This window comes from Paenibacillus sp. 598K, from assembly GCF_003851045.1.
In the GTDB taxonomy this organism is placed as follows: domain Bacteria; phylum Bacillota; class Bacilli; order Paenibacillales; family Paenibacillaceae; genus Paenibacillus_D.
In genome coordinates this window covers 1-11,658 of record NZ_BFBX01000113.1, presented here as the reverse complement: position 1 = coordinate 11,658, position 11,658 = coordinate 1, and the positions used below count along the sequence as shown (strand labels likewise).

The 11,658-nt window shown below is 58.2% G+C and carries 12 protein-coding genes and 1 pseudogene; 8 read left to right on the top strand and 5 right to left on the bottom strand.

The annotated features are described in order from the left end of the window. A pseudogene (locus PA598K_RS36615) lies at positions 1–438 on the top strand (A/G-specific adenine glycosylase); the annotation flags it as partial. A 70-nt stretch (positions 439–508) separates the two neighbouring features. Here the strand turns inward: PA598K_RS36615 and PA598K_RS27650 are convergent. Continuing rightward, positions 509–1,120 carry a superoxide dismutase gene (locus tag PA598K_RS27650; RefSeq protein WP_128660035.1) on the bottom strand — a complete coding sequence of 204 codons (612 nt, stop codon included), beginning with the start codon at positions 1,118–1,120 and terminating at the stop codon, positions 509–511. A 324-nt stretch (positions 1,121–1,444) separates the two neighbouring features. On the opposite strand from PA598K_RS27650, the gene PA598K_RS27645 reads away from it, so the two are divergent. The 4 genes from PA598K_RS27645 (at position 1,445) to queG (ending at position 4,355) form a co-directional block, all read left to right on the top strand. After that, positions 1,445–1,867, top strand: a complete 423-nt coding sequence (locus PA598K_RS27645; protein WP_128660034.1) for a GNAT family N-acetyltransferase — start codon at positions 1,445–1,447, stop codon at positions 1,865–1,867. A 118-nt stretch (positions 1,868–1,985) separates the two neighbouring features. Then, positions 1,986–2,537 (top strand): DUF402 domain-containing protein, encoded by a 552-nt coding sequence (locus PA598K_RS27640; protein WP_128660033.1) that lies wholly within the window; start codon positions 1,986–1,988, stop codon positions 2,535–2,537. Between the two features lie 11 nt (positions 2,538–2,548). Next, a complete protein-coding gene (gene lepB / locus PA598K_RS27635; protein WP_260405645.1) occupies positions 2,549–3,154 on the top strand; it encodes a signal peptidase I in 606 nt (201 codons plus the stop codon). A 46-nt stretch (positions 3,155–3,200) separates the two neighbouring features. Beyond that, entirely contained in the window at positions 3,201–4,355 is a 1,155-nt protein-coding gene (queG, locus tag PA598K_RS27630) for a tRNA epoxyqueuosine(34) reductase QueG (protein ID WP_128660032.1), read from the top strand. Between the two features lie 24 nt (positions 4,356–4,379). Here queG and PA598K_RS27625 read toward each other — a convergent pair whose 3' ends face one another. Genes PA598K_RS27625 through PA598K_RS27610 form a run of 4 tightly spaced genes read right to left on the bottom strand, consistent with a single transcriptional unit; the run spans position 4,380 to position 8,515 of the window. Then, on the bottom strand, positions 4,380–5,486 hold the full coding sequence (locus tag PA598K_RS27625; RefSeq protein WP_128660031.1) for a GerAB/ArcD/ProY family transporter: 1,107 nt from the start codon (positions 5,484–5,486) through the stop codon (positions 4,380–4,382). 34 nt (positions 5,487–5,520) lie between these two features. Beyond that, positions 5,521–5,757 carry a hypothetical protein gene (locus PA598K_RS27620; RefSeq protein ID WP_128660030.1) on the bottom strand — a complete coding sequence of 79 codons (237 nt, stop codon included), beginning with the start codon at positions 5,755–5,757 and terminating at the stop codon, positions 5,521–5,523. After that, positions 5,754–6,974: a Ger(x)C family spore germination protein gene (locus tag PA598K_RS27615; protein WP_128660029.1), complete on the bottom strand. Its 1,221-nt coding sequence runs from the start codon at positions 6,972–6,974 to the stop codon at positions 5,754–5,756. Before PA598K_RS27615 ends, PA598K_RS27620 begins: the two co-directional genes overlap by 4 nt. Positions 6,975–6,988: 14 nt before the next feature. Further along, positions 6,989–8,515 carry a spore germination protein gene (locus PA598K_RS27610; protein WP_128660028.1) on the bottom strand — a complete coding sequence of 509 codons (1,527 nt, stop codon included), beginning with the start codon at positions 8,513–8,515 and terminating at the stop codon, positions 6,989–6,991. A gap of 179 nt (positions 8,516–8,694) precedes the next feature. Here PA598K_RS27610 and PA598K_RS27605 point away from each other — a divergent pair, with 179 nt between their 5' ends. The 3 genes from PA598K_RS27605 to PA598K_RS27595 form a co-directional block, all read left to right on the top strand. Beyond that, positions 8,695–8,928: a YneF family protein gene (locus PA598K_RS27605; RefSeq protein ID WP_128660027.1), complete on the top strand. Its 234-nt coding sequence runs from the start codon at positions 8,695–8,697 to the stop codon at positions 8,926–8,928. A gap of 38 nt (positions 8,929–8,966) precedes the next feature. Further along, entirely contained in the window at positions 8,967–9,560 is a 594-nt protein-coding gene (gene folE / locus PA598K_RS27600) for a GTP cyclohydrolase I FolE (protein ID WP_128660026.1), read from the top strand. Positions 9,561–9,641: 81 nt separating this feature from the next. Next, the coding region (locus PA598K_RS27595; RefSeq protein WP_148092001.1) for an AAA family ATPase at positions 9,642–11,658 on the top strand (2,017 nt) is incomplete at its 3' end.

Below are 11,658 nucleotides of genomic sequence, written 5' to 3'. Positions count from 1 at the left end.
GGCTGGGCCTGGACGGCAGCCGCAGCCGACTCAGAGGCGGCCGCGGGTCTGGCGCAGGGAGCCGAGGCTGAGTCAACTGCTCAGCCGAGACCGGAACAGGCGGCGCAGATGGAGCTTCTGACCCGCCAGCTCGCAGGCGAGAGTGGTGTGCTCATCCGGCCGCGCGGCTGGTGGATGGCGGCAGATCATATCTTTAGCCATATCGTCTGGGATGTGCAGGTATACCTGGCCGATTACGGGTTTGTCTTGACCGAGCAGGAGCAGCATTCGGACGGCCTGGTGGCCGAGACTCGCGGCGTCTATGAGGCGACAGGAGAGGACAAGCTGCCGGACGGTTACCGCTGGATCGGACCGGAAGAGATGGAGGAGCTGGCTTTTCCCAATGTATTCCTCCGCATCCTGCGGGCCTACTGGACGCAGCGCGGCCTCGGACAATAACAACAACCAATGTAAAAAACCGCCCGCAGACATCTGCGGGCGGTTCGTTATCCATATATCAAGCGTCGGTTTACAGCGCTGCTTCGTAACGCTTGCCGACAGCTTCCCAGTTGACGACGTTCCAGAAAGCGCCGATGTAGTCCGGGCGTTTGTTTTGGTACTTGAGGTAGTAAGCATGCTCCCAGACGTCCAGACCAAGCAGCGGCGTGTCGCCTTCCATGATCGGGCTGTCTTGGTTAGGCAGGCTGTATACTTTCAGCTTGCCGTCCTTGGAGAGCGCCAGCCAAGCCCAGCCGCTGCCGAAACGGGTTGTAGCCGCTTTTGCGAAGTCTTCCTTGAACTTGTCCAGACCGCCGAGCTCGCTGTCGATCGCTTCGGCCAGCTTGCCGGATGGCGCGCCGCCAGCGTTCGGGCCGATCGTCTCCCAGAACAGGCTGTGGTTGGCATGACCGCCGCCGTTGTTGCGAACAGCGGTGCGGATGCTCTCAGGCACGCTGTTCAGGTCTGCGATCAAGTCCTCGACAGACTTGCTTTGCAGCTCGGGAGCGGATTCCAGAGCAGCGTTGAGGTTAGTCACGTATGTGTTGTGGTGACGGTCATGATGGATGGTCATGGTCGTCTCGTCGATGTGAGGTTCCAGTGCGTTGTTGGCATAAGGCAGTGCTGGCAATTCATGAGCCATAATCGTATTACCTCCCAAAATAATAGATATGTAGTCGTCCAATCTCCTTTATTATCCCTCATTCATCGGAATAAATCAACATGTATGTTGTTAAAGTAGCTGGCGCAAAGAAGGCACGACTGCAAGTTATTACCCTTTATAAGATCTGGCAAATCAGCGGAAAATATACGCTCGCTGTCATTTCCTTGATTTGCATGCGGTATTTTAAGATTTTTTTAAGGTGAAAGCAGGAATTTCGTAGAGATTTGTCGTATTATTAACAAGATACAAACAGAAGCTGCCGCCCTCGGGTACCGGCTGCGATGAAGAGGGAGAATCTCATACATGCATGTTCGTTCTTTTCAATTGTCTGATTACCGTCCGTTAACCCGTCTTCTGGAGCTTTCATTAACTGAAGCGTGTTACGAACAGACTATGGAAGCATTTGCGCGTCAGCTTTCCTGGGATAGCGAATTGGTCCTGGTCGCCAGCAAGGATAACGACATTGTAGGCATGATTATTGGCACGATTGACAATAATAAGGGATATTACTATCGTATTGCGGTTAACCCGGACTATCAACGTCAAGGCATCGGCAAATCGTTGATTCAAGGCTTGCGCCAACGTTTCGAACAGCGTGGCGTGTCGAAGATTATGATTACAGCGGACGAGTACAACGAACCAATCTTGTCTCTTTATGAATCGATGGGATTCGCGGCCAAGGATTTTATGAGGTCTTTCCAGAAGCTAAGCATCGTCGCCGGCTAGCTGGCGAATGGCATAGTTACGTCGAACAAGCATGTTCTGTCGCCATCTGCACTTGGCGGCGGGATGTGCTTTTCTTGAATTGCCCGTGCAGCATCAAGTCGAACTCAGGGAGCGCTGGATGGAAACCTTTCGCCGATGCATTATCAAAAGCTTCAAGCACGACGGGCGGCTGCACCGCATGTGGATGAACAATCTGCGCTTGCCGGCCTCGCTCCTGCATCCCGAGCATGCCGCTGAAGGGATGCTGGTATTGATCAATGAGCATACGCCGATTCAGGAGGCGAGCGGCAAGATCTGGACGAGCCGCGTCCCGGCAGTGTCCTTTTTTGTACCGGGGGAGTGGTATAATGTCGTGGCGCTGCTGGAGGAGACCGGGGTCCGCTATTACTGCAATGTCGCATCGCCGCCGTATCTGGCGCAGGACGTGCTCACCTATATTGATTATGATCTGGATGTGATCAAGCTGGCCGACGGCTCCGTCTTCGAGGTCGACCGGGATGAATATGAGCAGCACAAGGCGACCTACCGCTACAGCAGGCAGGTGATCCGCAAGGTGGACGAAGGTCTGCTCAGGCTCAAGGAGCGGATCGCGTGCGCCAGAGCGCCCTTCAATGATACAATAGTCTATGATTACTACCATGCATGGAAACAGGCCTATAACGAAAACTAACGAGGTGTAGGATGGACGGATCACAGATGTCGCCGGAAGGACCTGCGCAGCAGGCTGGCGGTCGCCGGGCGAAGCGGAGACAACCGGCTTCGCGCTGGTTGCGGGAGCTGCTGGAGTGGGGCAAGACGATCGCGGTGGCGCTTATTATCGTGCTGCTGCTGCATTTTTTCGTCTTCAACCTCTCGACTGTCGAGGGGCAGTCGATGGAGCCGACGCTGGTGGAGAAGGAATGGCTGTTCGTCAACAAGCTGGTCTATCTGACCGGCAGTCCCTCGCATGAGGACGTCGTCATCCTGGAGGACCCGGAATCTCCGCCCCGCGCCACCGACTATCTGGTGAAGCGGATCATCGGTCTGCCAGGCGACATGATCGAGATCCGCGACCATCAGCTCTATCGCAATGGCGAGCTGATCGTCGAGCGGTATACCGATGTCGAGATTGATGGACCGGATATGGCTCCCGTAGTGGTAGAGGCAGGACAATACTTCGTCATGGGGGACAATCGTCATGCACGAGCAAGCCGCGACAGCCGCTCCTTCGGCACCGTACCCGAGCGGGCGATCAAGGGCCGAGCGGATCTGATCCTGTGGCCGATCACCCGCATCCACAAGCTATGACGGCTTCGTCTCGGACGTGAGCGAGGCAGAAAGGCGTGGTGCAGTCATGGAAGCAACGAAGCGCGACTACGCCGCGCTAAAAAACGAATTGCTGGCAGCTCTGCCTGAGCTGGGTATCGATAGACTGGGTGTCGCCTCATCCGAGCCGTTCACGGCGCTGAAGGACGTGCTGCTGCGGCATCGAGAGCTGGGTCGGGAGTCGGGCTTCGAGCATCCTGATCTGGATGAGCGGACGGACCCGTCGCTGTTGTTCGATCAACCGAGATCGATCCTCTCGATCGCGATCGCCTACCCGTCCAAGCTCCCCGACCCGCCCAAGTCCGAGCCAGGCGCGCGCCGGGGGATCCTCTCCCGATCCGCTTGGGGGACGGATTATCATCAGGTGCTGCGCAACCGGATGGGGCGGCTGGAGGCGTGGCTGCGGGAGCGAGTGCCCGAGCTGCGTGCGGAGAGCATGGTGGACACTGGAGCACTCGTCGATCGCGCGGTAGCCGAGCGCGCCGGCATCGGCTGGAGTGGCAAAAACTGTGCGATCATCTCGCCAGAGCTCGGATCGTGGATCTATCTGGGCGAGATCATCACGAACCTGCCGCTCCCTCCCGATACGCCCATAACCGACCAATGCGGCGAGTGCACGCGCTGCATCGATGCCTGCCCGACTGGCGCGCTCGTCGGACCGGGCCAGCTCGACGCCAAGCGTTGTGTCTCGTTCGTCACCCAGACCAAAGGCTTCGTCTCGGACGAGCTGATGCGCAAGATCGGCAACCGACTGTATGGCTGCGACACCTGCCAGATCGTCTGTCCGGTCAATCGCGGCAAAAACTGGACCCAGCACGAGGAGCTGCAGCCTGAGGTGGAGCATGTCAAGCCGCTGCTGGTGCCCTTGCTGACGATCGGCAACAAGGCGTTCCGCGAGCGCTACGGCAACAGCGCCTCGGCGTGGCGGGGACGCAAGCCGATTCAGCGCAACGCGGTGATCGCGCTCGGCAACTTCAAGGAGCGCTCGGCGATCCCCGATCTGATCGCGGTGCTCGAGCAGGACCCGAGGCCCGAGCTCCGCGGGACTGCGGCCTGGTCGCTGGCCCGGATCGGAGACCGGGCAGCGCTTGAGCCGCTGCGCCGAGCCGGCGAGCGGGAGACGGACGAGACGGCGAGCACGATGATCGACGAAGCAGTGGCACAGCTGGAGCTTGTAACCTGAAGCGCTCTGACCTTGATGAGGACATCATCCGGGCAGAGCGCTTTTATTGCGATTGCGTATCGTATGGACGGTCAGCAGCAGCAGGGGGAACATGAGAGAGTACGTGATGTTCCAGTCGATCCAGTAGGGTACGATCGTGACGATATAGTAGATCACATCGCTGGCGGAGATCAGCGCCAGACCGAACAGCAGCAGCGCTGTCGGCATATAGAGCGGTCTCATCGTGCGGAGCTTGAATAACTGGGCGATCCCTAGCGCGAAGGCATACGAGAAGATGCAAGCTTTGATAAAGGTTGTAATGACCCAGGCTGCGGCCATCAGTGCTTCGATACGCTGCAGGAATCCGCCAATATTGATCTTCTGGGTCAAGATGTAGGTGGCGTAAATGTTGTGCTTGGTAAAAAAGACGCCCAATACGGTCAATGCCATCAGGACGACCAGAAACAAGGTCAAGCCTGCCAGCATGGATGCAAGCAGCACGTCGCGCTTCATATGGGGCCGATGCTCCACGAAAGGGTAGATCATCATGAAGACGATCATCTCGCCAAAGGGGTAGAAGGTGGTCAGCATCGTCCCGCGAAGGATGGAAAAATGGTCCTCTCCCAATACAGGCATCAATCGGGGCAGCTCCATCTGTGGAATCAGACAGAGGACAAGGATGATAAAAATAAAAACAAATAGCGGCAGCAGCAGCTCGGCGCTGCGGGCGATGACCTCAAGACCGTGCCAGATCGCCCACAGAATGGCCAGAATAAATAGCAAATGCACATAACGCATCGGCGTGTTTGCGAACAACTGGGTAGTCAAAAAATCGCCGACCTCGCGGACATAAATAGCGCCGGCTATAATGAAGAATGCCAGGTAAGCTATACTGACGGAGCCGCCAAGCCAGCGGCCAAGCAGCCGTTGGCTGATCTGGACGATCGTCTCGTTGGGGTAGCGGGCATGCAGCTTGAGATGGATCCAAATGAGGAGCATCCCCAAAGGAATACATAACAAGGCGATAATCCAGCCGTCTTGCTCGGCGTAACCGGCCGCCATAGGGGGCAGGATGATGATCATGTCTCCGATCAAGGCCAGGTAGATCAACACGGAAACTTGGCGAATCGTAATTTTACCGAATTCCAGCATGGGCAATGCTCCTCCTCCTGTTGCTGCTAATATGTTAGGAAGGGAAAAATGTGGAGAACAGGTCGTTGAACGGCCGGTAAATCCACTTCAGAAAAAAAAGCGGGTCTTCGATCATAGTGAGATGAGCTGCCAAATACCCAAATATTGTACCCGGAATCATCAATAAACCAAACACGGCCAGCTCGCGATACAGGCGCTTGCGTATCAAAATCCAGCTGTGTAGGATTGTGATTGCAAGGATGATGGTGCTGTACACAATGGTTATAATCATTCGGGCATCTCTTCCTTCATTTGTTTCGTAATGGTATTGTCGAGCGAGCCGATGCGGCGAATTTGCGACTCGACAAAGTAATTGATTTTAACCTCAGCAAATTTTTCATTCCAATGCATGCCGATTTTTTTCCATTCGGTCGGGTACTTGCGGTAAAAAGCTCTGCCAAATCCGAAGATGTCGGCTTTTAGCCTGGTTTTGGCTGCATCAACGGAGTCCTTCATAATGTGAGCCAGTCTTTCATTGGCTTTCTGCTCAAGCTGGCGGATCGCGTATTCGGTGTTAAGCGCGCTTTTGCAGGAATCTCCATATATGGTTTGGACGACTCTCAGCTTCACGTCAAACTCCGGCTCTCCGCCCACCAACCTCGGCTTCACATCCGAGTCGGAGCGCAGCAGCAGCAGCGTCACTTCTCCTTCTCCGTACGGACAATCGAGATGCCCAATCGTATTTCTCACATTGCCTTCGATATAGTTGTAGCCTTTGCTTTCTGCTTCGTCCATCCAGCCGACCAAGCGATCCTTTTTGAGCACGGCCATTCCTGTGAATTGAAGAGATGCTTTCGGACGGATGCTGGCGAGATTTTTTTTGGAGCCGCCGGCGTCCCGGTCCCCATGGATCTCTACGCCTGTCATCACAGCCTCGATGCCGCTAGCTACCATCTTCTCCACCGTCGTATCGGCATAAGCCTCGATGGTGGGAGCCCAGACATCAACCGAGTTGCGGAGCGAATAATACAAGCTGTTGGCCGGTATGCTCTCCAGCGGGGTAAGGATCGTCAGCACCTCCTCTGCAGAGGAGCCGCGAGCAATCGTGAGAAAGTAATCCGGCCTGAAGCCGGGATCGCGGATGAGCGCTTCCAGCACCTCGGCAATCCCCTTCCTGGCCAGCTCCTCGCTGAATACGAGTAAGCGGATATGGGACATATAGCTCAGCCGCGGGCTGCTCAACGTCATTTTGTACAACGCTTCATGAATCGTAGGCGCTGTCGCTTTGACGAGCGTAACCGAGGTAGTCGTACTCTTGTCCGAGTTGGAAGCCACCTCTGAGGGGACGACGATCTGGCAGGATACCTTGTACCCTATGCCGGGCTCGAGATCGACAGCCATCGCCAGTACGATGCCAATCTCGTTAAGCTCCTTGCGGTCCCAGCATCCGGTGATGACCGACAGCGCAGCCAGGAGCCACAACATGGTTAGTAAACGTCTGAAGTTCATACCGACCCCTCCGTCTAGGTCTGTCTATCGGGCGGCTTGAGCCGCTGGCTGCCTGTGCCGCCTGCCGACAGCGGGCGTCTGCGCATATGAGGCCAAGGCACGCGGAACAACGTATCCTTCATGTCGGAGGACTCGAAGGGAGCGTAAGGACTCATATAAGCCACTCCAAACGAACGCAGGCTGCACAGATGCACAATAATAAACAACGTGCAGATCAACACGCCGTAAAAGCCAAAAGCCGCCGCAAGTCCCATCAGCAGAAACCGAAGCATCCGGGCAGCAATCGACATGCCGTTCTCCGGGATGACATAGCTGGATATCGCCGTGATCGATACGATGATGACCATCGCCGCCGAGACGACGCCCGCCTCAACGGCAGCCTGACCGACGACAAGCGTGCCGACGATTGATACCGCCTGACCGACCGTCCGCGGGATGCGGACGCCAGCCTCCCTCAGAATTTCATACGTCAGCTCCATCAACACTGCCTCAATAAAGGCAGGGAAAGGGACGCCCTCCCGCTGCGCGGCAAGATTGATCAGCAGTCCTGTCGGCAGCATCTCTTGGTGATAGGTCGTGATCGCAATGTAGAAGGAGGGGGCAAGGATAGCGATAAAAAAGCATAAATAACGGACCATCCGAAGCAGCGTGCTAATATCCGAACGCTGATAATAGTCCTCTGCCGACTGAAAAAAGTGGTTGAACAGCGCAGGCACTAGCAAGACGAAGGGCGTACCGTCAACCAAAATCGCGATCCGTCCCTCCAGCAGGCCGGCGGCAATCGTATCTGGCCGCTCGCTGTTGTACAGCGTAGGAAACGGCGTCTTCGCGGTATCCTGGATAAACTCCTCGATGTAGCCGCTCTCCAGTACGCTGTCGATATCAATCGCATTAAGGCGTCGTTTCACTTCATCCAGTATGTGCTCGGGGGCCAGCCCTTTAATGTACATCACCCCGACATTGGTCTTGGTCACCCGGCCGATCGGCGTCGTCTCTAGCCAGAGCTCGGGCGAGCGGATCTTGCGGCGGATGAGCGTCGTGTTGGTCCGCAGATTTTCGGTAAAGCCCTCCATCGGTCCGCGAACGACCGATTGGGATTGTGGCTCCGATACGTTGCGGTCCTCCCAGCCGACGGCATGAATCGCGATTGCATGGGGTGAGCCATCCAGCTGCAGGATTACGCAGCCGGCCAACAGAAAATCGAACAGATCCGCCATCTTGTCGATGGTCTGAATATCGCCCGCCACCAAAACTTCGTTTTTGATGTACGTTAACGGGTCCTCGGGAAACTCCCAGTCCTCCAGGTCCGGCAAATCGTCTCGCAGCAGCGACTCCAGAATCGACTGATGGAGCAGCTGCGTATCGATCATCCCTTCAATATAAAGGATGCCGGCAGGCCAGGCGCGCATGGCGAGGAAGCGCTTGGATACGAGATCGGTGCTCTCGCCAAGTCTTGCGGTGACGCACTCGATCGTAGCTTGGGCGTCGGCCGGTATGGGCTCATCTTGCTGAGATGCTGCTGCATGCGCTGTCCTCGCCATAGCGTTCACCTCCTGGGGGTAATTATGGTTATCTGCTAGTATGGATCATAGGGACCAGAACTATGTAGCAGCGGCAGCGAAAGCCATGGCAAAAATCCCGATTTACGGTGGCATTGGCCGGGAGTAACATGGTATGATAGGCGTTGATCAACTTCGAAAGAGGAAAGGTGAGAAACTTCATGTCGGCTTGGGATATCGTAATACCGATCATTACCTTGATCGTCGGCTTGGCGGGCGGATTTTTCATCGGCGTCTTCTACCTGCGCAAGCAACTGGAGAAGATGCAGAGCGATCCGGAGATGCTGCAAAAAATGGCCAAGCAAATGGGCTACAACATGAATAAACAGCAGCTGCAAAAGGCGCAAAGCATGATGAAAAACCAGCCGCGGCCTGGCGGTCGCCGTAGATCATAGAGTCGAGCAAGGACGAAAAAGGAAAGCGGGGGGATCACTTGGCAGGCAAAAAAGACTACACGAATGAGATGGTGGCGGCGAATCGCGAGAAGATCGAGCAGCATGTAAAGGAAATACTGAAGCTGGTCGGCGAAGATGTCGAACGCGAAGGCTTGCTCGAGACGCCGGCGCGAGTGACCCGCATGTATGAGGAAATCTTCGCGGGTTACGGAGTGGACCCCCGGGATGTGCTGGGCGTCACCTTCGACGAGCGGCACGAGGAGCTCGTCATCGTCAAGGATATCGTCTATTACAGCCAATGCGAGCATCATATGGCTCCATTCTTCGGACGAGCCCATATCGGCTACATCCCGAGCGGCAAGATCGCCGGGCTGAGCAAGCTGGCTCGGCTGGTGGACGCGATCACTCGGCGCTTGCAGGTGCAAGAGCGCATCACGTCGCAGATCGCGGACATTATGGACGAGGTTCTGCAGCCGCATGGCGTCATGGTCGTCGTCGAGGGCGAGCATCTGTGCATGTGCGCGCGCGGCGTCAAAAAATACGGCAGCAAAACCGTGACCTCGGCCGTTCGCGGCGAATTTCGGACAAGCGCCGCGCTTCGCAGCGAATTCCAGGCTTTGCTCAAGCAGTAAACTGACCGCCTCGGTCCAGACCTTTGTCTGGACGGGGCTTTTTTTAATGCAAACACGCCCTAGGGAGAAGAGGGGAAGGCTATGGACAGAGGTCCAGTCATGGATATGCCGCTTGGCCTGGCTGGCCGCGAGCGCGAGCTGGAGCGTCTCCTGGAGGCGTGGCGCAGCTGTCGGCTTGGCGAGACGCGAGGTCTGGCTATTCGCGGTGAGCGAGGAAGCGGCAAAACATCGCTGCTCGGGGAGCTGCGTCGCCGGTTGCAAGGGGAGTCCAGGTTTGTGGCGGTGCGCTGCGTGGCCCGAGAGACGCCATACGGGCCGCTCCTGCGAGCGCTGCGCCCGCTGCTGCAGCAGTTGCTGATGGCCAAAGAGCAGTCGCTGAGAGGTCATCGGCGCAAGCTGCGACGAGCGCTCGGGTCAGGAGAACGTCAGCTCGCCGGATTGCTGCCTGAGCTCGCGGTACTGCTGGGGGAAGCTCGCAGCGATAGCCGGCAGTATCTGCCGGCGGGGGCGTCGGCGCGCAGTCAATTGGAGGCGCAACTGCTGCGGCTGCTGCGAGCGCTCAGCGATTCGCCGATCCCGCTGACGCTCGGCTTCGACGATCTGCACCTCGCCGACCCGATATTGCTGCGTTGGCTGGCCTTGCTGCTCCGTTCGCCCCGCCCGCCGGGTCTGCTGCTCATCGTGACCAGAACGGAGTCGCTGCAGGCTGGAGCGCCAGTCCCAAAGGCGGTGGAGAGTGCGTGGGAGGAGATGTCCGGTCAACTGGAGACGCTGCGTCTCGGGCCATTGAGCAAGGAGGCGATGAGAAGACAGCTCGCTGTCGCCGACTGGCTGCTGCGGACCAGCCCGGAGCGTCCGGTCGGGGAGCGGCTGAGGGCGCTGATCCGTCATCTCCATGCATGCATGGGCGACGAGGGCCTGCCAGACGCGGGACAGCTCGCTGCATGGAATCGTCAGGCTGGTGACGAAGCGGTCGGGCGATGCGACTATGGCGCGGCTCTGGGCTATCTGCGGTTCGCGGAGCAACTGCTGCATGCGAGCGGCTCGCATGCCGAATGCTATGAAGCCGCGCTGGCGCGCTTGGCGATGGAGCACATCGCCGGCTCGCCCGGCGAGGCTGCGAGACTCGCCGAGCAGCTGCGGCGGGAGGCTCGCAACGCTGGCGAGCGGGCGCGTCTGTTCGTTGTGGAGATGCGGCAGCATGCCTACGCCGGTCGCCGGGCAGCGGCGATCGATCGCGGCCTCGAGTTGCTCGCAGAGCTGGGCGTCTCTGTTGAGGAAGCTCGGACCGCAGACAGTCCGGGAGACGATACGGATATCGCCGAGCTTGTCGTCGCTGTCGAGGAGAGTAAGAGAGCCGAGCGAACGGCTACAGGCGTGGGGATGGAAGGTCCAGACGAGGAGACGTGGATCATCGAGGTGTTGATGGCTACAGCAGCGGCAGCCAGCTTCACCGATCAGCGACTGCTCGCTTGGCTGCTAGCGCATGCTGTCCGGCTGTCGGCCCGCAGCGGCAGGACTGGCGGGGCAGCGATCGAAGCATACGCCGGCTATGCGGGCCTGTTGCTCTGGACAGCCGGAGATACAGGGCTAGCGGCTACTTTGGCCGCCAGGGCGGTAGAACTCGCGGCGAGAGAGGACGATATGCAGGTCAAGGCCAATGTGTACGGCGCGGTCTATCCGCTCTATGCGCGGCTGATGTCGCCGCGAGAGCGCCACCGCTTCCTGCGGCAGGCGGCGCGGAGCGCCTCGGCGACCGGGGTGAGCCGGACGGTCTGCTGCGGCTGGCAGAGCGGACGGGCGAACCAGTCGGGCCCATCGGCCGGGTACTACGCCGCCGATCGCTTCCGCATCGAGACGAGCGTCGATACCGTATCGGTGAGCCCCACAGCCGGTCTAGCGTTCGGCGATACGCCGCTGCCGACAACGCTGGCGCTGTCTGCCGGCTCGACGAAGTTGACCCCCGGCGGCCGCACGGAGCTGCTGCTGCGGGCGCTCGACGCGTCCGGCGCACTGATGCCCGGCGCGCAGATCGAGTGGAGCGCCTCGGGCGGCGAACTGCGGCCGAGGATGGGCTCGACTGACCGCCAAGGCCGTC